This is a genomic window from Variovorax sp. V116, assembly GCF_041154435.1.
Lineage (GTDB): Bacteria > Pseudomonadota > Gammaproteobacteria > Burkholderiales > Burkholderiaceae_C > Variovorax > Variovorax paradoxus.
On the sequence record NZ_AP028661.1, the window covers coordinates 840,569 to 864,909 of the forward strand.

At 69.9% G+C, this 24,341-nt stretch carries 23 protein-coding genes and 1 pseudogene; 6 read left to right on the forward strand and 18 right to left on the reverse strand.

What is annotated here, in order from left to right; genetic code table 11:
- Positions 1-60: 60 nt before the first annotated feature.
- The 4 genes from ACAM58_RS03870 to ACAM58_RS03885 form a co-directional block, all read right to left on the reverse strand.
- Positions 61-1,425, reverse strand: coding sequence for an MFS transporter (locus tag ACAM58_RS03870; protein WP_307596473.1), 1,365 nt, complete (start codon positions 1,423-1,425; stop codon positions 61-63).
- A 105-nt stretch (positions 1,426-1,530) separates the two neighbouring features.
- A complete protein-coding gene (locus tag ACAM58_RS03875) occupies positions 1,531-2,223 on the reverse strand; it encodes a thioredoxin family protein (RefSeq protein WP_369664195.1) in 693 nt (230 codons plus the stop codon).
- A 92-nt stretch (positions 2,224-2,315) separates the two neighbouring features.
- Positions 2,316-4,469, reverse strand: a complete 2,154-nt coding sequence (locus tag ACAM58_RS03880) for a protein-disulfide reductase DsbD family protein (RefSeq protein WP_369664196.1) — start codon at positions 4,467-4,469, stop codon at positions 2,316-2,318.
- A gap of 108 nt (positions 4,470-4,577) precedes the next feature.
- Positions 4,578-5,327: an alanyl-tRNA editing protein gene (locus tag ACAM58_RS03885; RefSeq protein ID WP_026283887.1), complete on the reverse strand. Its 750-nt coding sequence runs from the start codon at positions 5,325-5,327 to the stop codon at positions 4,578-4,580.
- A 159-nt stretch (positions 5,328-5,486) separates the two neighbouring features.
- Here ACAM58_RS03885 and ACAM58_RS03890 point away from each other — a divergent pair, with 159 nt between their 5' ends.
- A complete protein-coding gene (locus ACAM58_RS03890) occupies positions 5,487-6,845 on the forward strand; it encodes a sorbosone dehydrogenase family protein (RefSeq protein WP_369664197.1) in 1,359 nt (452 codons plus the stop codon).
- Between the two features lie 15 nt (positions 6,846-6,860).
- Here ACAM58_RS03890 and ACAM58_RS03895 read toward each other — a convergent pair.
- Together ACAM58_RS03895 and ACAM58_RS03900 are read right to left on the reverse strand one after the other, a co-directional pair.
- Positions 6,861-7,214 (reverse strand): annotated as a pseudogene (locus tag ACAM58_RS03895) (GNAT family N-acetyltransferase); the annotation flags it as partial.
- A 14-nt stretch (positions 7,215-7,228) separates the two neighbouring features.
- Positions 7,229-8,239 carry a zinc-binding alcohol dehydrogenase family protein gene (locus ACAM58_RS03900; protein ID WP_369664198.1) on the reverse strand — a complete coding sequence of 337 codons (1,011 nt, stop codon included), beginning with the start codon at positions 8,237-8,239 and terminating at the stop codon, positions 7,229-7,231.
- 93 nt (positions 8,240-8,332) lie between these two features.
- Here ACAM58_RS03900 and ACAM58_RS03905 point away from each other — a divergent pair, with 93 nt between their 5' ends.
- A complete protein-coding gene (locus ACAM58_RS03905; protein ID WP_369664199.1) occupies positions 8,333-9,238 on the forward strand; it encodes a LysR family transcriptional regulator in 906 nt (301 codons plus the stop codon).
- Between the two features lie 3 nt (positions 9,239-9,241).
- Here ACAM58_RS03905 and ACAM58_RS03910 read toward each other — a convergent pair whose 3' ends face one another.
- Positions 9,242-10,039: an SDR family oxidoreductase gene (locus tag ACAM58_RS03910; RefSeq protein ID WP_012745889.1), complete on the reverse strand. Its 798-nt coding sequence runs from the start codon at positions 10,037-10,039 to the stop codon at positions 9,242-9,244.
- Positions 10,040-10,115: 76 nt separating this feature from the next.
- Between ACAM58_RS03910 and ACAM58_RS03915 the strand changes: the two genes are divergently transcribed.
- Positions 10,116-10,943, forward strand: coding sequence for a creatininase family protein (locus tag ACAM58_RS03915; protein WP_369664200.1), 828 nt, complete (start codon positions 10,116-10,118; stop codon positions 10,941-10,943).
- A gap of 301 nt (positions 10,944-11,244) precedes the next feature.
- On the opposite strand, the gene ACAM58_RS03920 is transcribed toward ACAM58_RS03915, so the two are convergent.
- Genes ACAM58_RS03920 through ACAM58_RS03965 form a run of 10 tightly spaced genes read right to left on the reverse strand, consistent with a single transcriptional unit; the run spans position 11,245 to position 19,292 of the window.
- Positions 11,245-12,222 (reverse strand): threonine dehydratase, encoded by a 978-nt coding sequence (locus ACAM58_RS03920; protein WP_018903774.1) that lies wholly within the window; start codon positions 12,220-12,222, stop codon positions 11,245-11,247.
- Positions 12,223-12,238: 16 nt separating this feature from the next.
- A complete protein-coding gene (locus tag ACAM58_RS03925) occupies positions 12,239-12,871 on the reverse strand; it encodes a LysE family translocator (RefSeq protein ID WP_012745892.1) in 633 nt (210 codons plus the stop codon).
- Between the two features lies 1 nt (position 12,872).
- Entirely contained in the window at positions 12,873-13,565 is a 693-nt protein-coding gene (locus tag ACAM58_RS03930) for a VOC family protein (protein ID WP_018903773.1), read from the reverse strand.
- 11 nt (positions 13,566-13,576) lie between these two features.
- A complete protein-coding gene (locus ACAM58_RS03935) occupies positions 13,577-14,503 on the reverse strand; it encodes a PhzF family phenazine biosynthesis protein (protein ID WP_026283885.1) in 927 nt (308 codons plus the stop codon).
- Between the two features lie 5 nt (positions 14,504-14,508).
- The gene (locus ACAM58_RS03940; protein ID WP_018903771.1) at positions 14,509-15,150 is read right to left on the reverse strand and encodes a glutathione S-transferase family protein; all 642 of its coding nucleotides are present in this window, start codon (positions 15,148-15,150) and stop codon (positions 14,509-14,511) included.
- A 5-nt stretch (positions 15,151-15,155) separates the two neighbouring features.
- The gene (locus ACAM58_RS03945; RefSeq protein ID WP_018903770.1) at positions 15,156-15,827 is read right to left on the reverse strand and encodes a LysE family translocator; all 672 of its coding nucleotides are present in this window, start codon (positions 15,825-15,827) and stop codon (positions 15,156-15,158) included.
- A 22-nt stretch (positions 15,828-15,849) separates the two neighbouring features.
- Positions 15,850-16,482, reverse strand: coding sequence for a DJ-1/PfpI family protein (locus tag ACAM58_RS03950; protein WP_018903769.1), 633 nt, complete (start codon positions 16,480-16,482; stop codon positions 15,850-15,852).
- A 23-nt stretch (positions 16,483-16,505) separates the two neighbouring features.
- Positions 16,506-17,708, reverse strand: coding sequence for a PLP-dependent aminotransferase family protein (locus ACAM58_RS03955; protein WP_174545056.1), 1,203 nt, complete (start codon positions 17,706-17,708; stop codon positions 16,506-16,508).
- Positions 17,709-17,739: 31 nt separating this feature from the next.
- Positions 17,740-18,696: a DMT family transporter gene (locus ACAM58_RS03960; protein WP_018903767.1), complete on the reverse strand. Its 957-nt coding sequence runs from the start codon at positions 18,694-18,696 to the stop codon at positions 17,740-17,742.
- Positions 18,693-19,292: a LysE family translocator gene (locus ACAM58_RS03965; RefSeq protein ID WP_018903766.1), complete on the reverse strand. Its 600-nt coding sequence runs from the start codon at positions 19,290-19,292 to the stop codon at positions 18,693-18,695. Before ACAM58_RS03965 ends, ACAM58_RS03960 begins: the two co-directional genes overlap by 4 nt.
- Before the next feature lie 104 nt (positions 19,293-19,396).
- Here ACAM58_RS03965 and ACAM58_RS03970 point away from each other — a divergent pair, with 104 nt between their 5' ends.
- From ACAM58_RS03970 to ACAM58_RS03980, 3 genes are all read left to right on the forward strand, one after another.
- Positions 19,397-20,812, forward strand: a complete 1,416-nt coding sequence (locus tag ACAM58_RS03970; RefSeq protein ID WP_018903765.1) for a PLP-dependent aminotransferase family protein — start codon at positions 19,397-19,399, stop codon at positions 20,810-20,812.
- An 88-nt stretch (positions 20,813-20,900) separates the two neighbouring features.
- Positions 20,901-21,617 (forward strand): PhaM family polyhydroxyalkanoate granule multifunctional regulatory protein, encoded by a 717-nt coding sequence (locus ACAM58_RS03975; protein ID WP_018903764.1) that lies wholly within the window; start codon positions 20,901-20,903, stop codon positions 21,615-21,617.
- A 43-nt stretch (positions 21,618-21,660) separates the two neighbouring features.
- Positions 21,661-22,941, forward strand: coding sequence for an FIST N-terminal domain-containing protein (locus tag ACAM58_RS03980; RefSeq protein ID WP_026283884.1), 1,281 nt, complete (start codon positions 21,661-21,663; stop codon positions 22,939-22,941).
- Between the two features lie 17 nt (positions 22,942-22,958).
- Here the strand turns inward: ACAM58_RS03980 and ACAM58_RS03985 are convergent, their stop codons facing one another.
- Entirely contained in the window at positions 22,959-24,260 is a 1,302-nt protein-coding gene (locus tag ACAM58_RS03985) for a D-amino acid dehydrogenase (RefSeq protein ID WP_018903762.1), read from the reverse strand.
- Between the last annotated feature and the right edge of the window lie 81 nt (positions 24,261-24,341).

Genomic DNA, 24,341 nt, shown 5'->3' on the forward strand with positions numbered 1-24,341 from the left:
CCCCATCGGCGGGAGCGCGCCCTGAACCAGCAAAAGCCAGCTAGGGCGAGCCGAAATAATTCAGACCACCGGCACCCGCACCGAATCCGCCGGGTCCACGTTGCGCCGATAGAGCACCAGCGTCGCCACCAGCCCGCAGGCGGCAGCGGCCGTCATCCACAGGCCCGGGGCGCCCTTGTCGCCGGTCATCTCGATCAGGCCGGTGGCAATGGCGGGCGTGAAGCCGCCGAACAGCGCCGTCGCGAGGCTGTAGGCCAGCGAGAAGCCGGCGGTGCGCACATTGACCGGCATCACTTCGGTGAGCGCCACCACCATCGCGCCGTTGTAGCTCGCGTAGAGGAACGACAGCCACAGCTCCACTTCGAGCATGCGCCCGAAGCTCGGCGCGCCGACCAGCCACTTGAGCGAGGGGTAGGCGGTGAGGATGGTCAGCACCGTGAAGAGAATCAGCAGCGGCTTGCGGCCCACGCGGTCGGACAGCGCGCCCATCACCGGCAGCCAGATGAAGTTGGAGATGGCCACGCAGAGCGTGACGACCAGCGCGTCGGTGGTGCTCAGGTGCAGCACCGACTTGCCGAAGGTGGGCGTGTAGACCGTGATCAGGTAGAACGACACGGTGGTCATCGACACCAGCATCATCCCGGCCACGACGAGGCCCCAGTTGGCCACCATCGACTGGAAGATCTCGCGCGCGTCGGGCCGGTGCTTGCGCGCCATGAACTCTTCGGTCTCCTGCAGCGAGCGGCGGATGATGAACAGCACCGGCACGATCAGGCAGCCGACGAAGAACGGAATGCGCCAGTAGAAGTCGCCGATCTCCTGCGGGCTGAACGTCACGTTGAGCCAGTAGCCGAGCGCGGCCGCCACGATGATCGCCACCTGCTGGCTGGCCGACTGCCAGCTCACGTAGAAGCCCTTGCGTCCCGGCGTGGCCATCTCCGACAGGTAGACCGAGACGCCGCCCAGTTCCACGCCGGCCGAGAAGCCCTGCAGCAGCCGCCCGACCAGCACCAGGAGCGGCGCCGCGAAGCCGATGGTGGCGTAGCTCGGCACGCAGGCGATGAGCAGCGTGCCCACCGCCATCAGCGCGAGCGTGGCGATCAGGCCCTTGCGGCGGCCCACGCGGTCGACGTACGCGCCCAGGAAGATCGCGCCCAGCGGCCGCATCAGGAAGCCCGCGCCGAAGGTCATGAAGGTCAGCATCAGCGAGGCGAATTCGTTGCCCGCCGGGAAGAAGGCCTTCGAGATCTGCGTGGCGTAGAAGCCGAACAGGAAGAAGTCGAACATCTCCATGAAATTGCCGCCCGTCACGCGCAGCACGGTGGCGAATTTCGAGGAGGAGGAAGCGCTGGAAGAAGCGGTGCCTGGCGCGGTGCGGGCGGCGGCCGCAGCCGATGGTTGCGCGGCGGATTGCGCAGGATTCATCTGGTTGTCCCCTTGGGCGATGTCGTTCGTCCGAGGGTAGGCCGGGGTTCCCGACCACCGCCTGACCGCGCGAGTCAGGTACCTGTCACTGCCCGTGGGGCTTCGTCAGCTCTTGTACTTCACCGAGCAGCCGTAGGGCCGCGTGGAGGCGGTCGAGATCGGCTTGCCGCCGAAGGCTTCGCCGAGCGCCTGGCTCACGTAGTTGGTCGCGCTCTTGATGTCGTCGGGCCGCGCCGAGGCGATGCTGTCGATGCCGCCGGCATACACCAGCATGCCCTTGGGATCGATGATGAAGATGTGCGGCGTGGTGCGCGCGCCGTAGGCCTGGCCGATCACGCCGTCCTCGTCCATCAGCACCGCGGTGGGCACGGCCTTCTGCGACTTCATCCAGGCGTCGAGCGCGGCGGGCTGCAGGTAGTCGCTGGCCGCGCGCTCGGTGGAATTGACCGACAGCCAGACCACGCCCTGGGCCGTGGCGGCCTTCTGCGTGGCGGGCATGTTGCCGCTGTTGTAGTGCTTGCGCACGAAGGGGCAGCCCGGGTTGGTCCACTCGAGCACCACGAACTTGCCGGCAAAGTCGGACAGCTTGTGCTTGGCGCCGCCGGTGTCCACCGCAACGAAGTCGGGCGCCTGCTGGCCCACGGCGGGCGCGGCGAAGGCATTGTTGCCCATCAGGAAGGTGGCGCCCAGCGCCACGGCGGCCGCCACCACGGCGCGGCGCGAGGCGCGGCTGAGGGCCGCGCGGGCATGGCGCGCGGCACGAATGGAACGCGAGTCGGACGATGGCGAAAGTGACATGGCCAGCTTGAACTCCAAAAGAAAAACGAACAACGGCGACAGCTTAGGGCGCTTTGCTCATGTGCATGTGACAACCCATGTCACGCCGGGGGTCAAAGCGCGGCAAGCGCGGCGCGCACCTCGTCCTTGCCCAGGATCTCGGTCAGCACGACCGGCGCCTTGCCGGGGGCCTGCAGCACGTACAGCGGCACGCCGCTGCGGCCGAGCGCGGTCAGCGCGGCGGTGATGGCCGGGTCGCGGCGCGTCCAGTCGGCGCGCAGCATCGCGACCTTCCTGCGGTCGAAATCGGCCAGCACCTCGGCATCCGCCAGGGTGGCCTTCTTGTTGTACTGGCAGGTCACGCACCAGGCGGCCGTGAAGTCGATGAACACCGGCTGCCCGGCGCCCGTGAGCTCGGCCACGCGCTCGGCCGACCAGGGCTGCCAGCGCTGCCCCGCGGTGGCCGCCATCCTGGCCGGCTCCACCGTCTGCAGCACGTTGCGCCCGATGGCGGCGGCCAGCACCGCGGTGAATGCGACCATCAGCGTGGCAATCACCAGCCGCGTGCGGCCGCGCAGCGTCAGCGCCCAGACGATGGCGGCCATGCACACCAGCAGCGCGAGCAGGGTGCCTGCGCCATCGATGCCGCTTTGCTGGCCCAGCACCCAGACCAGCCAGGCCACGGTGGCGAACATCGGGAACGCCAGCAGCCGGCGCAGCGTGTTCATCCAGGGGCCGGGCTTGGGCAGCAGCAGCGCCACGGCTGGAATGAAGCCCGCCACCAGGTACGGCAGCGCCAGGCCCAGGCCCAGCGCGGCGAACAGCAGCAGCGCCTGGGTGGCGGGAAGCCCGATGGCAAAGCCGAGCGAAACGCCCATGAACGGCGCGGTGCAGGGCGAAGCGATCACCACCGCCAGCACGCCCGAAAGAAAGTCGTTGGCAATCGGATGGCGGGCCTGCGCCGAGCACAGCGACAGGGGCGCGGCGCGGCCGAATTCGAACAGGCCCGCGAGGTTGAGTCCGATCAGCGTGAACAGCGCCGCCAGCGCCGCCACCACGGCCGGCGATTGCAGCTGGAAGCCCCAGCCGAGCTGGGCGCCGGCCGCGCGCAGCGCCAGCATGGCGCCGCCCAGCGCAAGCACCGAGAGCATCACGCCGGCGGTGTAGGCCAGGCCCGCGGTGCGGTGCGCGCTGTGGTTGCCGGCCTGCCGCGCGAAGCCCAGCACCTTGATCGCCAGGATCGGGAAGACGCAGGGCATGAGGTTCAGCAGCAGTCCGCCGAGCAGCGCGCCGAGCAGCGCGGCCATCAGCGTGACCGTGGGTTGCGGCGGCAGCTCCGAAGAAGGCGATGACGGAGCGGCGGCCGCATTGGCAGCCAGGGCCGCCTGCAGCGCGGGCGAGACCTCCGCGCGCGGCGCCGCGGCCGGCCAGTTGCCGCTGACGGGCGCCTCGGTGCGCCAGGCGACGGGCTGGCCCGGCTGCCGGTCGGCCTCGGCCAGCGCCACCACCAGCGGCAGGGTCGTCGGACTCGCGCTGCGCTGGTCGGCCAGCGGCAGCGTCGCGGTCCAGGTGCCGCCTTGCCAGCTCTGGGTCCAGTCCTTGCCCGATTCGGCGGCGGTGCGGATCAGCTCGGGCGTTTCGGGGAAGAAGCCCAGGGTCTTGCCGCGGGCCGAGGCGGGCAGGCCTTCGAGGCGCACCTGCAGGTTGTTGCCGCTGACCTCGACCGCGCCCGGCTTGCCCAGCGGCTGCGGCTGCGCGGCCTGCGCCGCATCGAACTCGGCCTTGTGCAGCGCGGTCGAGCCCTGCAGCGGCAGGGCCAGGGTGAATTCGCCTTCCTCGGGAATGCATTCCTTGCGGCACACCAGCCAGCTGGCCTTGAGCCGCACGTCGAGCGCCGAGGCGCCGGCGCCCAGCGCCAGCGGCGGCTTGAAGTTGCTCGACACCTCGAGCGGCACCGGCAGCAGCACCGTGCCTTCGTAGCCGTAGTTGGCGAGGTTGCCGACCGGGATCTTGCGCGGCACCGGCCAGGCGATCTCGCCGGCCGCCACGCCGCTCGGCAGCGTCCAGTTCAGCTCGGTGGGCAGGCCCGAATCGCCGGCGTTCTTCCAGTAGGTGTGCCACTCGGGCTGGTGGGTGATCTGCAGGCCGACCCAGACCGGTGCGCCCGGCGCAACGCCTTCGGGCGCATGCGCCACCAGTTCGGCGCGCACGTGAGGGGTGGTGACCACCGCGCCCGGCCTGGATGCCAATTGGGCCGCAGCCGGCATGCAGGCTGCGGCGGCTGCTACCAGAAACGTAGCGATGTGAAAGCGGGAAAAGATCATGCCGTCAGTCGGAGCAGGGGAGTGGTGCGAAGTTCCGAGGGTTGCGGCGGCTCAGGCGGCCCAGCCCAGCACCACGCGGCGGCTGTTGGCGCTCTTTTTCTCGATCTTGGTGACCATCACGGCGCCGATCTCGGCGGTGTTTGCAACATGCGTGCCGCCGCAGGGCTGGAAGTCGATCTGCGCCTCGCCCTCGCCGCCGATGCGGATGGTGCGCACCGTGCCCGTGCCGCGCGGCGGCTGCACGCTCATGCTCTTGACCAGCGCCGGGTTGGCGTCGAGCTCCTCGTCGGTGATGGCGCCCACGGTCAGCGGATGCGCGGCTTCCACCAGCCGCGCAAGGCCGGCCGTCAGCGCTTCCTTGTCGAGCGGATCGGTCATGTGGAAGTCGATGCGCGCGTAGTCGGGCGTGATCGAGCAGCCGTTCACCGGTACCGGCACCAGGTGGCAGAGCAGGTGACTCGCGGTGTGGAAGCGCATCAGCCGGTGGCGGCGCTCCCAGTCGAGGCGGGCGGTCACGGCGGCGCCGGGCTCGAGCGCGGCGAGCAGTTCGGCCTGGCCGGGCGCCGGCACGTGGACGACTTCCTGCGTGGGCTGGCCTTCCTCGTTCTTTGCCTTGCGCGTGTCGGCAATGGCCAGTTCGCGCCCGTCGGCCAAGGCCAGTACACCGGTGTCGCCGGCCTGCCCGCCGCCCAGCGGATAGAACACCGTGCGGTCCAGCACGATGCCGGTGTCGTCGATGCGCAGGATGCGGGCTTCGCAGGCGCGCAGGTAGGCGTCGGCGCGGAACAGGTCGTCGGTCATGCGGCCGATGGTAGCGGCGATGCGCGAATGGGGTGCGCCCACGCCAAAAAGCGCCCATGGCCGACAGCCCATGCCGGCGCCGTCCTCATGATTTGCCGAAGGAACGACGCTGAAGAAGGAAAAGGGCGGCCTCCGCGCCGCAGCAACCAAGGAGCGCGAATGAAGGTACCGAGCATCGCCATTTCCCCGCTGGCCTGGACGGCCGCCGTGGCTGCAGCGCTGGCGCTGGCCGGCTGCGGCGAAACCGCCAAGGTGGCGCCCGAGGCCACCACCGGGCCGCGCCCGCAACTGGCCGAACCCAACAAGACGCTGATTCCCACCGTCAACGTGGCCGAGGCGGTCGGCTGGACCGACACCGCCGCCCCCAAGCCCGCCCAGGGCCTGCGCGTGAGCGCACTGGCGCGCGGGCTGGACCATCCGCGCTGGGTCTACACGCTGCCCAACGGCGACGTGCTGGTGGCCGAAAGCAACAAGCCGCCCAAGCCCGAAGGCAGCAGCGACGGCGGCAGCGGCCCGATGGCCAAGGTCCGCAACTGGGTCATGGGCAAGGTCATGGGCCGCGCCGGGGCCAACGTGCCCAGCGCCAACCGGATCACGCTGCTGCGCGATGCCGACGGAGACGGCGCGGCCGAGGTGCGCCAGGTGTTCCTGTCGAACCTGAGTTCGCCCTTCGGCATGGCGCTGGTGGGCAACGAGCTGTTCATCGCCAACGCGGACGCGCTCGTCAAGGTGCCCTACACCGAGGGCCAGACCTCGGCGAGCGCAACGCCCACGGCGGTCACGCCGCTGCCCGCGGGCATCAACCACCACTGGACCAAGAACGTGATCGCCAACGCCGAAGGCACCAAGCTCTACGTCACGGTCGGCTCCAACAGCAACATCGGCGAGAACGGGCTGGCCGCCGAAGAAGGCCGCGCCGCCATCTGGGAAGTGGACGTGAAGAGCGGCGAAAAGCGCCTGTTCGCAAGCGGCCTGCGCAACCCCAACGGCATGGCCTGGCACCCCGAGACCAAGGCGCTGTGGACCGTGGTCAACGAGCGCGACGAGATCGGCAGCGACCTGGTGCCCGACTACCTGAGCTCGGTGAAGGACGGCGCCTTCTACGGGTGGCCCTGGAGCTACTACGGCAGCAAGGTGGATGCGCGCGTCACGCCGCAGAACCCCGAGATGGTGGCCAAGGCCATCGCGCCCGACTACGCGCTCGGCGCCCACGTCGCGGCGCTGGGCCTGGTCTTCTCGGACGGCCGCGGCATGCCGCCGCAGTTTGCAAGCGGCGCCTTCATCGGCGAGCACGGCTCCTGGAACCGCAAGCCCAAGTCGGGCTACAAGGTGGTGTTCGTGCCGTTCTCCGGCGGCAAGCCGAGCGGGCCGCCGGTCGACGTGCTGACCGGCTTCCTCTCGGCCGACGAGAAGGCGCATGGCCGCCCCGTGGGCGTGGCGCTCGACAAGAGCGGCGCGCTGCTGGTGGCCGACGACGTGGGCAACGTGGTCTGGCGCGTGTCGGCGCAGGCGAAGTAGTGGCGCGCGGCCTTGCTCGGTCGCGAGCCCCTGGCCCCACCACTTTCGGGCGAAGCGCCAGCCGATCTCGACGCAGGGCGAAAAGGGCAGCGCGGCCAGCGGCACGTTGAGGCCCGTGAAGCCCGCGAACTCGCCCGATGCCTTGTGCTCCACGGCCCACAGGCCCCAGCCCTGCTCGGCGATGCGGGCCCTGATGCGCGCGGCGAGTGCATCGCTCGCGGCCCGCGCGGGCAGGGGCAGCAGGAACTCCATCACCAGCGGATCGGCCGCAAGCGCGGCAAAGGGCGCGAGATCGCGCTCCCGCCACTGGCGCAGCCGAAGGCGCGGGGTTTCGAATTCGATCGGCGGCTGGATGCTGTCTTCGGCCATGCGGCCGATTGTGCTCAGAACCCTGCGAGCACCACCTTGCCCTGGGCCTTGCCGCTCTCGATCAGCGCATGCGCCTTCCGGAGGTTGGCGGCGTTGATGGCGCCGAAGCTCGCATTGGCGGTGGTGCGGATGCGGCCCGCGTCGACCAGCGCGGCCACCTCGGCCAGCAGCGCGCCCTGCTCGGCGATGTCCGGCGTTTCGAAGCGCGAGCGCGCGAACATCATTTCCCAGTGCAGCGAGATGCTCTTGGTCTTGAGCGGCATCGCGTCGAGCGACGGCAGGTCGTCGATCACCGCGAGCTGGCCCTGGGGCTTCAGGCTTTCGATGATCTGCGCATAGTGCTGGCCGGTCTGCGTGAGGCTCGCGACCATGGCGACCTCGCCGATGCCCGCGGCCTTGAGCTCGGCCGCGAGGGGCTTCGAATGGTCGATGACCGCGTGGGCACCGAGCGCGAGGCACCAGGCCCGCGTCTCGGCGCGCGAGGCCGTGGCCACCACGCGCAGTTGCGTGAGCTGGCGCGCAAGCTGGATGAGGATCGACCCCACGCCGCCGGCGCCGCCGGTGACCAGCAGTGTCTGGCCCGCGCCGCCGTTCTTCGGCACCTTGAGGCGGTCGAACAGCAGCTCGTAGGCGGTGATGGTGGTCAGCGGCAGCGCCGCGGCCTGCGCATCGTCGAGGCTCGTGGGCGCGAGCGCCGCGATGCGCTCGTCCACCGCATGCAGTTCGGCGTTGGCGCCGGGCCGCACGATCGAGCCGGCGTAGTAGACGCGGTCGCCGACCTTGAAATTCTTCACCCCGGCGCCGATGGCCTCGACCGTGCCCGCGGCATCCCAGCCCAGCACCTTGGGCTGGCCGGCTTCGGGCGCCATGTTCTTGCGCACCTTGGTGTCGACAGGGTTGACCGAAATGGCCTTCACGCGCACCAGCAGGTCGCGCGGGCCGGCCACGGGGGCGGGCAGTTCGATGTCCTGCAGCGACTCGGGGTTGTCGATGGGCAGGGGCTGGTGGTAGCCGATGGCTTTCATGGTGGATGACCTTCTTTCTTTCTTGAACGATGGCTCGACTGTAGGATGGCAACCAGAAATTGATAAGACTGCCTCAATGAGCAACACTTTCAAATGAAAATTGAAAATCTCTCGGACCTGCAGGTGCTGGTGCAGACCGCCCGCGGCGGCACGCTCACGGCGGCCGCCCATGCGCTGGGCATGACGCCGGCGGCGGCCAGCGCCACGCTCAAGCGGCTGGAAACGCAGCTCGGCGCCCGCCTGTTCGAGCGCTCGACCCGTGCCATGCGCCTGACTTCGCAGGGCCAGACGCTGCTCGACTACGCGGTGCGCGCCTTCGAGCTGCTCGACGAAGGCGAGTCGCTGGTCACGGCCGAGCGTGGCGAGCTGGTCGGCACCTTGCGCGTGGCCGCCCCGTCGGACCTCACGCGCAGCACGCTGCTGCCCTGGTTCGACGAATTCCTTGAACGGCACCCGGGCGTGCAGCTGTCGCTGTCGGTCGGCGACCGGCTGCTCGACGTGACGCGCGACGAGGTCGACGTGGCGCTGCGCTACGGCGCGCTGGCCGATTCACGGCTGGTGGCGCGGCCGTTCGCGCTGACCAATCCGCTGCTCACCGCATCGCCCGCCTACCTGCGCCGCCACGCCGCGCCGAAGACGCCGCAGGACCTGGTGCACCACAACTGCCTCACCTTCGACCGCGGCGGGCGCCGCCACCGCACCTGGCGCTTCGCGCAGAACGGCCAGTGGACCGAAGTGCGCGTGAAGGGCGACCGCAGCGTGGACGACGCATCGCTCGCGCGCGAGTGGGCCGTCGCGGGGCGCGGCATCACGCTGAAGTCGGCGCTCGACGTGCGCACCGACATCGAGAGCGGCCGGCTGGTACACCTGCTGCCCGAGTGGGACACCGAGCCTTATCCGCTGCACGCCCTCTTGCCCAGCGGACGCTTCGTGCCCGCGCGCGTGCGGGCACTGGTCGATTTCCTGGCGCTGAAGTTCGAGGCGCTGACGGCTGGGTAGGCCCTAGATCATCGGCGTCACGGCGCCGTCCATCGCGACGATCGCGCCCGTCACGTAGCTCGCCTTCGGCGAAGCCAGGAACACGACCGTGTTGGCAATCTCCTGCGGCGTGGCGATGCGCCCGAGCGGCAGCCGGGCCGTGGCGCGCTGCAGCGCCTCGTCGCTGCCGATGCCCTGCAGCTTCGCGTCCGCCTTCATGCCTTCCTGCAGCCGCTCGGTCAGCGTGAGGCCGGGGTTCACCGCATTCACGCGCACGCCCTTGCCCGCATAGGCCGCGGCCATGCCGGCGCTCACCAGCATCAGCGCCGCGTTGGCCGCGCCGCCGGCCATGTGCACCGGGCTCGCGACCTTGCCGCCCTGTCCGATCACGTTGACGATCGCGCCGCGGCCGCGCCGGCCCATGCGCTTGACCACCGGATCGATCATGTGGATGTAGGTGAAGTACTTGGCGTCCATCGCGTCGTGCCAGGCAGTGGCATCCAGCTCGTCGGGCGGCGTGCGGCGCGCGGCGCCGGCCGAATTGACCAGCACGTCGACCGGTCCGAAGGCCAGCTCGGCCGCATCGAGCGCGGCCACGGCGCTGGCCGGGTCCTTGAGGTCGGCTGCATGCACCGAGACCCGGCCCTCGGCCTGCGCAAACGCCTCGGCCAGCGCCTTGCGGCCCCGCTCCAGGTTCTGCAAATCGCGCGACACGAGGCTCACGCGCGCGCCCTCCTGCAGGAAGCCGAGCGCGCAGGCCAGGCCGATGCCCTTGCTGCCGCCGGTGATGAGAACGTGCTGGTCCTGGAGCTGGAGATCCATCGGGTGTCCTTGTGTGTTCGTCGAAGCGCGCGAGGCGCGGGTCGCGTGGATTGAAGCACCGCTCTAAGATCGGCGGATGAACGCATCCCCGGTATCCCTGCCCCGCTACTGGTCTCAACTGACGACGCGCGACTTTGCGGCGCTCGATGTGGCAGCCACGGTCGCGGTGCTGCCCCTCGGTGCCACCGAACAGCACGGGCCCCATCTGCCGCTGGGCGTGGACACGGTGCTGGCCGACGGCATCGTGGCCGCCTCGCTGCCGCTGCTGCCGGCCGGGCTGCCGGTGCTGTTTTTGCCGACGCAGCAGATCGGCCTGAGCCCCGAGCACGCGCGTTTTGCGGGCACGCTCACGCTGTCGGCCGAGACCCTGATCCGCATGTGGAAGGAGATCGGTGCCGGCGTGGCGCATGCCGGCGTGAAGAAGCTGGTGCTGTTCAACGCGCATGGCGGCCACGTGGGCGCGATGGACATCGTGGCGCGCGAACTGCGCGCGGCGCACGGCCTCATCGTCTACAGCGTGAGCTGGTTCAACCTGCCGCTGGGCGATGCGGGCGCGCAGTTCGGTGCCGTCGAGCACCGCTTCGGCGTGCATGCGGGGGAGATCGAGACCTCGATGATGCTGGCGCTGGCGCCGCAGCAGGTGCGCATGGCCGAGGCGAAGAATTTCCGCTCCACCTCCGAGCAGCGCGCGGCCGACTACGCGATTCTCGGCAACGGCAAGAGCGCCAAGCTCGGCTGGGCCATGGAGGACTACAACGCACAGGGCGCAGCCGGCAACGCCGCCGCCGCAACGGCGCCGCGCGGGCAGGCTGTTGTCGATGCGGCTGCGCAGCAGCTCGCGCTGTTGCTGGCGGAGGTGTCTCGGCTGCCGCTGGACACGGCTCGTACGGGGCCGCTGCTTTAGCTTGTTGTTGCTGTTGTTCTTGGCGCCGTTGTTCAGGGCGCGCTCCCGCCGACGGGGTACCTTGCTCCGCGAATGTCCTCCGGCCTGCGGCCTCCTCCTTGATTTCGCTGCGCAAGGCACCCCATCAGCGTGATCGTTGTTCAGCGCGGTGGTTGATCAGCTGCGAACCGACAGCGTGCCCTGGTGCACAGGGCATCGGGTGCTCCCCGCAGCGAAATCAAGGAGGAGCCGAAGGCGGGGGACATTCGCGGAGGGGAGTACCCGGTGGCCTGTGCACGCGCCCTGAACAAAGCGCGCTTGGTCACGCCAATGCGCCAGCGCCCCCCAGCACCCCCGCGAACATGCCCGAATCGACATTGCCGCCGCTCACGCAGATACCCACCGTCTTCCCGCGCCAGCGATCCTGCTGCTGGAGCGCGCCCGCCAGCGCCGCGGCGCCAGCACCTTCCGCCACGTTGTGCGTGTCGCTGAAGAGAATGCGCATGGCCTCGGCCACCTCGTCGTCGGTGACGGTGATCACGTCGTCGGCTTCGCGCAGGATCACCTCGAGCGATTCGGGCACCGGCGTGCGGCAGGCCATGCCGTCGGCCAGCCGCGTGCCGGCCGGCGACTCGACAGGCCGGCCTGCGCGGAACGAATCGCGGTACGCCGTGGCATGCGCCGACACCACGCCGATGAGCCGGGTCGACACGCCGCAGTGAGCCCGCGCGGCGGCCGCGGCTGCGAAGCCGGAGCCCAGCCCGATCGGCACGAACAGCACATCGGGCGGCGCATCTTTGAGTGCGCTGAAGAATTCGACATACGCCGTCGACACACCGCGCACCAGCTCGCGGTGGAACGATGGCACGCGGTGCATGCCGCCGCGCTCGGCGAGCAGGGCCGCATGCTCCGCGGCCGCCTGGAAGTCGTCGCCATGCTCGACCAGCTGCACACCCAGGGCGCGCATCGCGGCGTTCTTTTCGAGCGAGTTGCCATGTGGCACCACGATGGTGGCCGCGAGCCCGTGGCGCCGCGCCGCGAAGCCCACCGACTGGCCATGGTTGCCGCGCGTGGCACTGATCGCATGGCGCACGCCGGGTTGCTCGCGTGCCAGCGTTTCGAAGTAGGTCAGCCCGCCGCGGATCTTGAAGGCGCCCGCCGGCGTGTGGTTCTCGTGCTTGGCCCACACCGTGCAGCCCAGGCGCTGCGCGAGCAGCGGCCACGCATATTGCGGCGTGGGCGGCATGGCCGCGCCGACGGTGCGTTGCGCGGATTCGATTTCTTCGCGGGTGAATCTCACGCGTGCTCCTTCTCTTTTACTTGCGTTCCGTCAGCGCGACGCGCACCGCCAGCGCCGCCAGCACGCTGCCCATGATGTAGCGCTGCGCGCGCAGCCAGCCGGCGCTTTGCGACAGCACAGCCGTGATGCTCGCGGCGCCGAGGATCACCGCGGTGTTGACCGCGGCGCTGCTCGCCATCTGCGCCATGCCCAGCTGCATGCTCTGCAGCAGCACCGAGCCGCGCTCGGGATGGATGAACTGCGGAAAGAACGAGAGGTAGAACATCGCGACCTTCGGGTTCAGCAGGTTGGTGAGAAAGCCCATGCGAAACAGCTTGCCCGGCGGATCGGCCGGCAGCGCGCGCGCCTCGAAGGGCGCATTGCCGCCGGGCTTGACCGCCTGCCATGCGAGCCACAGCAGGTAGGCCGCGCCGGCCAGCCGGATGGCGTCGAACGCGACCGGCACCGCCAGCAGCAACGCGGTGAGGCCGAGCGCGGCCGCGAACAGGTGGGCAAGAAAGGCCATCATCACGCCGCCGAGCGAGACCAGCCCGGCGCGCCGGCCCTGGATGAGCGTGCGCGACACGCAATAGATCATGTTCGGCCCCGGCGTGAGCGCCAGCAGCATCGAGGCGAGTGCGAACCAGGCGATTTCGGTCAAGCTCAGCATGTCAGAGTCCTTCGGATTGAAGCGTGACGGGGCCGCGGGGCGTGTCGAGCACGGCCACCAGGTTGGGCGCGCCGGCCTGCACCGCCATGCCGGCCATGCCGATGGCCGACAGCGCCGCAGAGAGGTCGGCCGCGCGCGGATGCGTGGCCCGCAGCGAGCGCATCGCAAGGCCCGAAGCCGGCATGGCGTCGGTGGGATGCACGGGGCCCCACTGGATCAGCGTGGGCAGCGCGCCGTAGAACAGGCGCTGGCCGTCGTTGCGCACCGTGATCTGCCATTCGAGCCGGCCGGCGGGCGTGTCGCGCGAGGCTTCGAGCAACTGGCCGCGGTCGATGTGGGCGTGCTCCTCGCGCGCCAGCGCCTGCAGCGCGGCGTGCGCGTCGGGCACGCGCGCGACGAAGTGCACCAGCCGCGGTCCGCGCCGCACGAGCCCGGCCTGCAGCACCGGGTCGTCGAGGTCGAACCAGCGGCGCGTGCCGGGGCGCGATGGCCGCTTGCCGGGCTCGATCGCGATGATTTCCAGGTAGGCCTGCGGGAACGCCTCGGCCGCGATGTTCAGCAGCCGGTTGTGCGTGCCCATCAGCGGATGCGAGCCGCCAGGGCCGGGCGTGACCCCCAGCGTGGCCTCGCACCACGCCACGCCCTCGGCCAGCGAGGCGGCGGCGATCACCAGGTGGTCGAGCTGCGCGTGCATGGTGTTTTGCCCTACAGCGTGACCTGGCCGTCGACGCAAGTCACGGCATCGCCGCCGACCCACACCTTGCCGTCGGCGTCGCGCTCGATGTACACGCGCCCGGAACGGCCGAGGCACTGGCCCTGCGCGGCCACGTAGCGCGCGGGCATGTGGCCGTCGGCGATCAGCCATTCGGCCAGGCTGGCGTTGAGGCTGCCGGTGACCGGGTCTTCCTCCACGCCAATGGGCGCGGCAAAGGCGCGCACCTCGAGGTCGATCTTCGGGCCTTCGCCTTCTTCGATGGCAGCGGACTTGCCGCCGAAGGCGCGCGCCTCGCGGTTGGAGCGGCCGATCAGCATCGACGCGCCCTGCTCGGCCGGCACACCCGCCACGCCGGCCTTCACACCCAGCTCCTTGAGCATGCGGTGGTCGGGCACGAGCCGGAGCACGATGTCCGCGTCGCTGAGCAGCAGGCCGAACCACACCGGCCCGTTGTCGAGCACCTGCGCCGCAACCACCTGCTGCGCCTTCAGGCCCAGCGCACCCGCCACCTTGGCCAGCAGCGTGGGGCTCGGCGCGCTGCGCTTGAGCGGCGGGGCCGAGAAAGCCAGGCGCTCGCCTTCATGGCGCAGCGGCACCAGGCCGGCCGCGCACTGCTGCACGATCCGGCCCGCCGCCTTCGGCTTGCCGCCGGCCTGCAGCCAGGCATGGCAGCTGCCGATGGTGGGATGGCCCGCAAAGGGCAGCTCGCCGCCGGGCGTGAAGATGCGCACGCGGTAGTCGGCCGTGGGCTGCGTCGGCGGCAGCAGGAAGGTGGTTTCCGAAAGATTGGTCCACTGCGCGAAGCGCTGCATCTCGGCGTCGCCCAGGCCGCTGCCGTCGAGCACCACGGCAAGCGGATTGCCGAGGTAGGACGTGGCGGTGAAGACGTCGACTTGTTTGAACGGGCGGGGTTTCATGCTTTTCATTCGAGCGGGAGGTCGAGCACGCCGCGCGTGCCCGGCCGGGAGATCAGTTCGCCGTACCAGCGTTCGAGGTTCGGCCAGCTGGGGCGTTGGTATTCGGCCGGCGGCAGGCCGAACCAGCGGTGCGCCTCGCAGCCGATGGGGATGTCGGCCATGGTGAAGCGGTCGCCGGCCATGAAGGGCTGCCGCGAAAGATGCGCGTCGAGCATCGCGAACAGCGCCTCGCTCGCATGCACCGAGGCCGCGATCAGCGCCGGGTCGCGCTCGGCCGGCAGCGTGCGCACCCATTGCACGAAGGCGTCGCGGCTCGCGCGGTTGAGCGTGGTCTGCTGCCAGTCCATCCAGCGTTCGGCATCGAAGCGCGCGGGCAGCTCGCTCGGATAGAACTTGCCGTGCGAATGCCTGGCGCAGAGATAGCGCACGATCACGTTCGATTCCCAGAGCGTGACGCGATCGCTGCCTTCGCCGTCGTCGATGGTGGGCACCATCGCGTTCGGGTTGAGCGCCAGGTACTCGGGCGTCTGCACCACGCCGAACCGGCCGCCGGCCTCGGTGCGTTGAAAGTCGAGCCCGAGTTCCTGCGCGCACCAGACAACCTTGCGCACGTTGATCGAACTGATGCGGCCCCAGATATTGAGCATGGTGTTCAGCTTCCTTGGACAGGTGTGGCGGACAGGGCGGATGGCACGCCGGGACGGTCGAGCAGCAGCAGGCGGATCGCCAGGCCGACCATCACCAGGGCCAGCAGGCCGCGCTGGAACTTTTCAGCCCCCGGACGGCGCTGCAGCCAGCGGCCGAGCTGCCCGCTGCAGGCGCCGAGCAGCGTGTTGAACGCGAGCGCGGCTGCCGACAGCATGACGCCGAGCTGCACCAGTTGCAAGGGCACGCTGCCGCGCGCCGGGTCGACGAACTGCGGCAGGAACACCATGAAGAACAGCAGCGCCTTCGGATTGACGAGGTTGTTCAGGAAGGCCATGCGCACGATGCGCGCGAAGGCGGAAGGCTGCGCACGCGCTCCCGTGGGGAGGCCGCCGCTGCTGCGAAGGGCCTGCACCGCGAGCCACAGCAGGTACAGCGCACCCGCGTAGCGCAGCAGGTCGAACGAGGGCGGCCAGGCCGCGACCAGCGCCGTGACGCCGGTGGCGGCGAAGAGCGTGTGCACCAGGTCGGCCGACGAGATGCCGAGCGCCGCCGCGAAGCCGCCGCGCGGGCCGTGGGCCACGCCGTGCGAGAGCACGAAGGCCATGTTCGGCCCCGGCGACAGGAACAGCGCGAGAACGGCCAGCAGGAAGAGCGCGAGCGTGGCGAGGCTGATCATGGTGTGTCCAGCGGCACTTTCTTCAGGCGGCGTCGGCCGTGGCAGCCGGAACCGAGGGGAGGTAGGGCTCGATGTTGCGCAGCGCGCGCGCCACGTAGTCTTCCTTCTCGCCCACCGGCGCCACGTAGTGCAGCGCGCTCGTCGCGGCCTCGATCCCCTCGCTGCGTGCGATGAGCCAGGCCGCGAGGTAGGGCGCCGACAGGCAGCCGCCGGCGGTTGCCACGTTGCCCTTGGCGAAGAAAGGCTGGTTGAGCACCTCGACGCCGGCCTCCTGCACCCAGGGCTTGGTCGTGAGGTCGGTGCAGGCAGGCACCGCGCCCAGGAGGCCCAGCTTGGCGAGCAGCAGCGTGCCCGAGCATTGCGCGCCGATCAGCTGCCGCTTCGCATCGAGCCGGCGCAGCGCGCCCATGATGGCCGGATCGGCCGCGATCTCGCGCGTGCGGATGCCGCTGCCGACGAGCACCGCCTCGGCTTCGGCGGCCGCTTCGAGCGTGGAGCTCGCATGCACGGTCACGCCGTTCATCGAGGTGACCGTGGCGCTGGGCGCGGCCAGCGTCACGCGCCAGCCTGGCCTCTTGATGCGGTTGAGCACCCCGAGCGCGATCAGCGAGTCGAGTTCGTTGAAGCCGTCGAAAGTCAGGATGGCGATGTGCATCGTGGTCTGCCTCGTGTTGCGGCTCAGACGGGTTCGGGCGCGAGCCTGCGCTCGCCCAGCAGCGCCAGCTCTTCGCGCAGCGTCAGGGCCAGCGCGGCGATCGCGGTGTCGATCTCCTCGACGCTGGCCGTCACGAACGACAGCCGCAGCGTGCGCGGATCGCCCTGGTCCGCATAGAAGGGCGCGCCCGGCACGAAGGCCACGTTGCGCTCCACCGCCTTGGGCAAGAGCGCGACGGTGTCGATGCCCTCGGGCAGGCGCGCCCACAGGAACATGCCGCCCTTGGGTGCGTTGAACTTCACGTCCAGCCCGGCCATCTCGCGCGTGAGCGCGGCCATCATCGCGTCGCGCTGGCGCTTGTAGAGCGCGCGGATGGTGGGCACGTGGCGCTCGAGGAAGTTGTCCTTCATCACGGCCGAGACCATGCGCTGCGTGAAGATCGGCGTGTGCAGGTCGACTGCCTGCTTGGCCTGCAGCAGCTTCGGGAAGATGGCCTTCGGCGCCACCAGGAAGCCCAGGCGCAGGCCCGGTGCGAGCACCTTCGAGAACGAACCCAGGTAGATGCAGCCTTCGGGGTTGCGCGCCGTGAGCGGCAGTGGCGGGGCTTCGTCGAACCACAGTTCGCCGTACGGGTTGTCCTCGACGATCGGCAGGCCGGCGGCGGCCGCGGCGGCCGACACCGCCGCGCGGCGCGCCTCGGTCATGGTGCGGCCGGTGGGGTTCTGGAAATTGGGCAGCAGGTAGACGAAGCGCCCATCCTTGGCCTTGGCCACCAGGTCTTCGACGATCACGCCTTCGTCGTCGCTCGCCACGCTCACCGGATTCGGCTCCATCGGGCCGAAGGCCTGCAGCGCGCCCAGGTAGGTGGGCGTCTCGACCAGCACCTTGCTGCCCGGATCGATGAGCACCTTGGCCACCAGGTCCAGGCCCTGCTGCGAGCCGGTGGTGATGAGGACCTGCGCGGGATCGACGTTCCACGGCAGCATGTCGGCCACGGCCTGGCGCAGCGGCGCATAGCCTTCGCTCGCGGCGTACTGCAGCGCGGCCTGGCCGTCGTTGTGCAGCACCTCGGCGCAGGCGTCGGCAAAGGCCTGGATCGGGAAGGTCTTGGGCGAGGGCAGGCCGCCGGCCAGGCTGATGATGCCGGGGCGCTCGGTGACCTTGAGGATTTCACGCAGCACCGACGGATTCATCTTGGCGGCGCGGGCGGCGAGTTTCCAGTTCATGGGGTCTTCTTTCAGTCGGGTGGGGTGGGATTCAGGATTGTTCGGCATGCGCGGCGCGCGGCGGAACGGCAGGAGCGGGCTGCGGCTGCGAAAGGCGCTTGCCGAGCACCACCGTGCAGACCACGGCAATGGCAAAGCCCAGCGTGACCACGTCGAGCGGTTCGCCCAGCAGCGGAATGGATGCAAGGATGGAGAGAAAGGGCTGCAGCAGCTGCGTCTGGCTCACGCGCAGCGCACCGCCCAGGGCCAGGCCGCGGTACCAGGCGAAGAAGCCGATCCACATCGAGAACACGCCCACGTAGACGAAGCCCAGCCAGGCCGAGGTGGCGATGGGCTCCGCGGGCCATAGGGCCAGCGTGGCGGGCAGTGTCACGGGCAGCGCCATCACGCAGACCCAGCAGATCACGCGCTCCGCGCCGAGCGAGGGCGTGACCTGCGCGCCGTAGATGTAGCCGAACGACGCCGCGACCACCGCACCGACCAGCAGCAGGTCGGCCCATTCGAAGCCGAAGCCGTGGCCGCCCTGGCTTGCGCGCAGCACCGAGAACAGCACCACCAGCAGGCTGCCCGCAATGGCGCAGAGCCAGAAGCCGAGCCGCGCGCGCTGGTGCAGCACCCAGGCCGCGACCGCCGCGGTCACGAGCGGCAGCAGCGCCGTCACCACCGCCGCGTGGCTGGCCGTGACCACGCGCAAGGCGTAGCCCAGCAGCAGCGGGTAGCCGATCACGTTGCCGAGCACCGCCATGCCAAGCGGCTTCCACTGGTGCGACGCGGGCCGCGGCGAGCGCGTGGCCAGCAGGAAGACCGTCGAGAGAATGCCCGCGAGTGCGGCGCGCCCGAGCGTCACGAACCAGGGCGACAGCTGCGGCGCGCCCTGCGTGCCGGTGGCCAGCCGCGTCATCGGCAAGGTGATGGCGAACAGCGCCACGCCGATCACGCCAAGCCACATGCCCAGCGTTTCATCCTTGATGTTGAGCCTGTTGCTCATACGCCCAGCATCCACCAGGCCGTGAGCACCAGCACCAGCCCCATCGCGCGGTTGAACCACAGCAGGCGCTTGCCCTTGGAGAGCCATTCGCGCAGCAGCGCGCCGGCCAATGCATAGGTGAAGTTGCTGATGAAGGCGTAGACCAGCATCACCGGCGCGACGATGGCGAAGCGCCCGAGCGCATCGGGCTGCCCCGCGATCCAGCCGGCCACCAGCGTGAGCGCGAGCAGCCAGGCCTTGATGTTGACGAACTGCAGCATCACGCCCTGGCCGAAGCCGACGTCGAGGCTGGCGCCGTCGGCGCGGCCGAGCGTGCCGCTGCCGCTCAGCTTGTAGGCTAGCCACAAGAGGTAGCCCACGCCCAGCGCCTTGATGGCCAGGCGCAGCGAAGGCACCGCCACCACCAGCGCGCCGATGCCGGCCGCGCACAGCACCAGCAGCAGCGTCCAGCCCACCGGCACGGCCACCACGAAGCGCATGGCGCGCGGCAGGCCGCCGTTGGCCGCCAGGGCAGTGGAAAGCGTGGTGTTGGGACCGGGCGAGAAACTCATCGCCGTGGCCAGCACCAGCAGCGCGGTGAATTCTTGCCAGTTCATTGCATACACTCTAAACTTTCACACCATTACAGTTCCGATACAGTTAGTCGAACATATTCGAAAACTGTATTGGTCTTTCTTTCGACACAGAAGCCGAGCCCCAGATGCTGACACGAACCTCCACCCAGTCGCTCACGGGGCAATTGGCCGACCGGCTGGCCGAACGCATCCGCACCCGGCTGCTGCCGCCCGGCGCACGCCTGCCCTCGGTGCGCGAATGCGCGCGCCAGCAGGGCGTGAGCCCCTACACGGTGGTGGCGGCCTACGACCAGTTGCTGGCACAGGGCCTGGTCGAGGCGCGCCGCCAGCGCGGCTTCTACGTGCGCGACTCGGCGCCGGCGCAGGAGGGGCGCCCATCCAACGCGGCGCCCATGGTGGTCCAGATGATGGCCTCGCGCGTGCCGGCCGATGCGAGCTCGCTCATCCGCAGCATGTTCCACCGGCCCAGCGACAAGCCGCAGCCGGGCATGGGCGTCTTTCCGCCCGACTGGATGGCCTCCGCCTTCATGCCGACGGCCGTGCGCCGCATGACCAGTACAGCCGCGCTGCAGGAGCTGTCGCTCCAGTACGGCGAACCCTCGGGCGACGCCGCGCTGCGCCGCAGCCTGTCGAACAAGCTGGTGGGCATCAACGTGCCCGCCGCGCCCGACCAGATCGTGACCACCGTGGGCGCCACGCACGCGCTGGACATCGTGAGCCGCACCCTGCTGCGCGCGGGCGATCCGGTGATGGTCGAGGAGCCCGGCTGGGCGCTGGAATTCGCGCGGCTCGAGGCGCTGGGCATGCGCATCCTGCCGGTGCCGCGCCGCGCCGACGGGCCCGACCTGGAGGTGATGGCGCAGTACTGCCAGCTGCACAGCCCCAAGCTCTTCGTGAGCGTGAGCGTGCTGCACAACCCGACCGGCTACAGCCTCACGCCCGGCAGCGCGCACCGCGTGCTCAAGCTGGCCAACGAGCACGACTTCCACATCGTCGAGGACGACACCTACAGCCATCTCGCGCCCGAGCACGCCACGCGGCTCAGCGCGCTCGACGGGCTGCAGCGCACCATCTACGTCAGCGGCTTCGCCAAGATCCTCGCGCCCAACTGGCGCATCGGCTTCCTGGCCGCTTCGCCGGAGCTGAAGGAGCGGCTGCTCGAGACCAAGCTGCTGGCCACGCTCACCACGCCCACGCTGTTCGAGCGGGCGCTTTCGTGGTGCATCGACCAGGGGCAGCTGCGGCGGCATGCCGAGCGCATACGCATCCGGCTCGACGGCGCCCGCGGCCGCGCGGTGAAGCTCGCCATGGCGCATGGCTGCAGCTTCGCGTCGGAGCCGGCGGGCCTGTTCGGCTGGGTCGACACCGGCGTCGACACCGACGCGCTCACCCAGCGCATGCTCGACCAGGGCTACCTGCTCGCGCCGGGCTCGCTGTTCCATGCGCGGCGGCCGCCGAGCACGATGATGCGGATCAATTTCGCGACCTCGCAGGACGCGGCGTTCTGGAAGGTGTTCAGCAAGGTGCGCGCGGAACTCTGAGGGGACAAAGGGGACGGCGCCGGGGCCCAAAACGGCGGTGCCTTGGAGTAAGCTGGCATCACAAGAAAACCCAACCGGAGACCTCTGCATGAGCAACGCCAGCCAACCCTTCGACTTCAGTCAATTCGTCCCCGGATTCGATTTTCTGAAGAACCTTGCCGGCGGTGGCGCCGGCGGCGCGGCGGGCAGTGCGGTGCCCGGGTTGCCGAGCCTCGCGAGCTGGGTGGCCCCCACGCTGAGCGTGGAAGAGGTCGACAAGCGCATCCAGGAACTCAAGACGGTGCAGTATTGGCTCGAGCAGAACGGCCACGCGCTCAAGGCCACCATCCAGGCGCTCGAAGTGCAAAAGATGACACTTTCGACCTTGCGCGGCATGAACGTGCGGATGGAAGATATCGCCAGCGCGTTCACCAAGCAGGCGGCCGCCGTGGCGCCTGCCGCTGCTCCGGCACCTGCAGCAGCCGCTGCGCCGGCCGAACCGGAAGCCGAGCCCGAGGAAGAAGAAGCCCCGGCACCGGCGAAGAAGGCGCGCAGCAAGCCGGCTTCGGCCGCTGCCGCTTCGGGCGGCAATGGCGCCGCCGGCGTGATCGATCCGATGCAATGGTGGGGCTCGCTGACCGAGCAGTTCCAGCAGATCGCGAGTTCGGCGCTGCAGGATGCGGCCCAGCTCAAGGTGCCGGCGATGGCCCAGCCGGCGGCTAATGCTCCCGCGGCTTCGAAACCCGCGGCCAGGAAGGCGGCAGCGCCCGCCGCCGCCAAGAAGGCATCGGCCGCCGCGCGCAAGCGAACGACCGGCCGCCGCTGACGTCATACACACACATTTTGAAGAGAACGGGTTGGCACGCATCATGAAGCTGTTTCCTTCCGGCCATGCCACCCACCCGCAATGGCGCATGGCAGCCGGCCTCGTGCTGGCCCAGTTGCGCGCGCAGATGGCGCTGCCCGACTACGCGGCGTCGCCCACGCTCGGGCTGCTCTACATCACCGACCACTATGCGGCGGACGCGCAGGACATCCTCGACCACCTGAGTGCCGAACTGCCCGAGGTCACCGACTGGTCGGGCACGGTCGGCATCGGCGTCTCGGCCAACAACGCCGAATATTTCGACGAGCCCGGCCTCAGCCTGATGCTCTGCGCGCTGCCGAGCGACCAGTACCGCGTGTTCTCCGGCGTGGCGCCGCTGGGCAATTCGGAAATGAGCGGCTTCGAGGCCCACACGGCGCTGGTGCACGCGGACCCCGCCACGCCCGACCTGACCGAACTCATCGGCGAGATGGCGGGCCGCACCGACACCGGCTACCTGTTCGGCGGGCTCTCGTCGGGCCGCGGCGGCGCGCTGCAGTTCGCGGTGGGCGGCAACGGCAACATCCGCGGGCACGGCGCCGCGGGCGGCGTGTTCTCGGGTGGCCTGTCGGGCGTGGTGTTCGGCGAGGGCGTGCGGCTGGTGTCGCGAGTCACCCAGGGCTGCCAGCCGCTGCGCTCGGGCGCGGGGCGCGAGCGCGAGATCACCGAAGCCGACGGCAACCTGCTGCTCAAGCTCGATGGCGAACCCGCGCTCGACGTGCTGCTGGCCGACCTGCAGGTGACGCTCGAGCGGCCGCAGGAAGCCATCGACGCCGTGCGCGCCACCCTGGTGGGCCTTGCCGATGCGGGCAGCGACGGCATCCGCCGCACCGGCGACCTGGGCGCCGACGTGCTGGTGCGCCACATCATCGGCCTGGACCCCACGCGCCGCGGCATCGCGATTGCCGACGTGGCGGAGGCCGGCATGCGCCTGACCTTCTGCCGCCGCAATGCGCAGGCCGCGCGCGCCGACCTGATGCGCATCTGCGCGGAAATCCGGGAGGAACTCGAGCCCGAGGAGCAGACGCTGGCCACCGCACGCGCCGTCGCGGCCGGGGAGGCCGAAGCCGCGCCGCATCCGGCGCGCCGCATCGCGGGCGCGGTGTACGTGAGCTGCTCGGGACGCGGCGGGCCGCATTTCGGCGCGCCGGGCGCCGAGCTGCAGATCGTGCGGCATGCGCTGGGCGACGTGCCGCTGGTCGGCTTCTTCGCCGCAGGCGAGATCGCGCGCCACCACCTGTACGGCTACACCGGCGTGCTGACGGTGTTCACCAGCAAGGACTGAGTCTCGCCCTCTAGCATTCAGGCCGGCTGCAGTACGCGCGCTGCCGGCGCAGGCATGCCGGTGAACGCAAAGTCGACCTCGGGCGCGAGTCCGCTCACGATGTGCGCAATCGACTTGCCCGAGCCGCAGGCATGCGTCCAGCCGAGCGTGCCGTGGCCGGTGTTGAGGAACAGGTTCGGCAGTTTCGTCTTGCCGATCAGCGGCACGTTGCTTGGCGTCGCGGGGCGCAGGCCGGTCCAGAACTGGGCCTGCGTGGTGTCGCCGGCACCCGGAAAGAGCTCCTCGACGCGCCGCACGATCGCCTCGCAGCGCACGCGGTTCAGGTCGCGGTCGTAGCCGTTGAGCTCGGCCGTGCCGGCAATGCGCAGGCGGTCGCCGGAAGCCGAGGTGTAGCGCGAGAACACGAGCTTGAACTCGTCGTCGGTCAGCGAGACCTGGTGCGCCCTGGAGGCGTCCTTCACCGGCAGCGTCACCGAGTAGCCCTTGGCCGGATAGATCGGCAGCCGAATGCCCAGCGGCGCGGCAACGATCGGGCTCAGCGAACCCATCGCGAGCACGAAGGCGTCGCCGCGGATGCGCTGGAAGCGGCCTTCGCTGTCGGTGGCTTCGACATGGTCGATGCGGCCGCCGGTCTCGCGCAGCGCGGTCACCGTGTGGCTCATGAGGAACTTCACGCCCGCTGCGGCCGCGCGCTTTGCCAGCTCGCGTGCAAAAAGGTTCGCGTCGCCGGACTCGTCCTCCGCCGTGTAGGTGGCACCCGCCAGCTTCGGGCGGATGTGGGCGAGGGCGGGCTCGATCTTCACGGCTTCGTCGGCTGAGATCACCTGGCGTTCGCAACCCAATGCGCGCATCTGCTCGGCGGGCTGGAGGGCGCCGTCGAACTCCTTCTGCGTCGTGTAGAAGTGCAGGATGCCCTGCGTGCGCTGGTCGTATTGGAGGCCGGCGTCGGCGCGCAGCTGCTGCAGCACCTCGCGGCTGTAGGTGCCCAGGCGCACGATCTGCTCGATGTTGTGCCGGGTGCGCGCCGGCGTGCATTCGCGCAGGAACTGCAGGCCCCAGAGCCACTGGCGCATGTCGGCGCGGATGCGAAAGAGCAGCGGGGCGTCTTCCTTGCCGAGCCATTGCAGCACCTTGAGCGGCGCGCTCGGGTTGGCCCAGGGTTCGGCATGGCTGACGGAGATCTGCCCGCCGTTGGCAAAGCTGGTTTCGGCGGCCGGCGTGGCCTGCCGGTCGATCACGGTCACCTCGTGGCCGAGTTGCTGGAGGTAGTAAGCAGAAGTCACGCCGAGCAGGCCGGCGCCAAGAACGATCACACGCATTTCAAGTACCTTTGAAGATTGGCACTTGAACGGCGAACTTGGTGTGCTACTGATTCAATAGCAAGCAACCGGACGAACGCC

What these genes read in the sequence shown, in the direction of transcription:
- ACAM58_RS03950 (WP_018903769.1), bottom strand. Translation starts at nt 16,482, where the DNA reads ATGCACATCGCCATCCTGACTTTCGACGGCTTCAACGAACTCGACTCG.
- ACAM58_RS03965 (WP_018903766.1), bottom strand. Translation starts at nt 19,292, where the DNA reads ATGAACTGGCAAGAATTCACCGCGCTGCTGGTGCTGGCCACGGCGATG.
- ACAM58_RS03935 (WP_026283885.1), bottom strand. Translation starts at nt 14,503, where the DNA reads ATGAAACCCCGCCCGTTCAAACAAGTCGACGTCTTCACCGCCACGTCC.
- ACAM58_RS03900 (WP_369664198.1), bottom strand. Translation starts at nt 8,239, where the DNA reads ATGAAAGCCATCGGCTACCACCAGCCCCTGCCCATCGACAACCCCGAG.
- ACAM58_RS03890 (WP_369664197.1), top strand. Translation starts at nt 5,487, where the DNA reads ATGAAGGTACCGAGCATCGCCATTTCCCCGCTGGCCTGGACGGCCGCC.
- ACAM58_RS03925 (WP_012745892.1), bottom strand. Translation starts at nt 12,871, where the DNA reads ATGCTGAGCTTGACCGAAATCGCCTGGTTCGCACTCGCCTCGATGCTG.
- ACAM58_RS03945 (WP_018903770.1), bottom strand. Translation starts at nt 15,827, where the DNA reads ATGATCAGCCTCGCCACGCTCGCGCTCTTCCTGCTGGCCGTTCTCGCG.
- ACAM58_RS03915 (WP_369664200.1), top strand. Translation starts at nt 10,116, where the DNA reads ATGAACGCATCCCCGGTATCCCTGCCCCGCTACTGGTCTCAACTGACG.
- ACAM58_RS03955 (WP_174545056.1), bottom strand. Translation starts at nt 17,708, where the DNA reads ATGAACTGGAAACTCGCCGCCCGCGCCGCCAAGATGAATCCGTCGGTG.
- ACAM58_RS03910 (WP_012745889.1), bottom strand. Translation starts at nt 10,039, where the DNA reads ATGGATCTCCAGCTCCAGGACCAGCACGTTCTCATCACCGGCGGCAGC.
- ACAM58_RS03870 (WP_307596473.1), bottom strand. Translation starts at nt 1,425, where the DNA reads ATGAATCCTGCGCAATCCGCCGCGCAACCATCGGCTGCGGCCGCCGCC.
- ACAM58_RS03875 (WP_369664195.1), bottom strand. Translation starts at nt 2,223, where the DNA reads ATGTCACTTTCGCCATCGTCCGACTCGCGTTCCATTCGTGCCGCGCGC.
- ACAM58_RS03960 (WP_018903767.1), bottom strand. Translation starts at nt 18,696, where the DNA reads ATGAGCAACAGGCTCAACATCAAGGATGAAACGCTGGGCATGTGGCTT.
- ACAM58_RS03940 (WP_018903771.1), bottom strand. Translation starts at nt 15,150, where the DNA reads ATGCTCAATATCTGGGGCCGCATCAGTTCGATCAACGTGCGCAAGGTT.
- ACAM58_RS03985 (WP_018903762.1), bottom strand. Translation starts at nt 24,260, where the DNA reads ATGCGTGTGATCGTTCTTGGCGCCGGCCTGCTCGGCGTGACTTCTGCT.
- ACAM58_RS03980 (WP_026283884.1), top strand. Translation starts at nt 21,661, where the DNA reads ATGAAGCTGTTTCCTTCCGGCCATGCCACCCACCCGCAATGGCGCATG.
- ACAM58_RS03880 (WP_369664196.1), bottom strand. Translation starts at nt 4,469, where the DNA reads ATGCCGGCTGCGGCCCAATTGGCATCCAGGCCGGGCGCGGTGGTCACC.
- ACAM58_RS03970 (WP_018903765.1), top strand. Translation starts at nt 19,397, where the DNA reads ATGCTGACACGAACCTCCACCCAGTCGCTCACGGGGCAATTGGCCGAC.
- ACAM58_RS03930 (WP_018903773.1), bottom strand. Translation starts at nt 13,565, where the DNA reads ATGCACGCGCAGCTCGACCACCTGGTGATCGCCGCCGCCTCGCTGGCC.
- ACAM58_RS03905 (WP_369664199.1), top strand. Translation starts at nt 8,333, where the DNA reads ATGAAAATTGAAAATCTCTCGGACCTGCAGGTGCTGGTGCAGACCGCC.
- ACAM58_RS03885 (WP_026283887.1), bottom strand. Translation starts at nt 5,327, where the DNA reads ATGACCGACGACCTGTTCCGCGCCGACGCCTACCTGCGCGCCTGCGAA.
- ACAM58_RS03975 (WP_018903764.1), top strand. Translation starts at nt 20,901, where the DNA reads ATGAGCAACGCCAGCCAACCCTTCGACTTCAGTCAATTCGTCCCCGGA.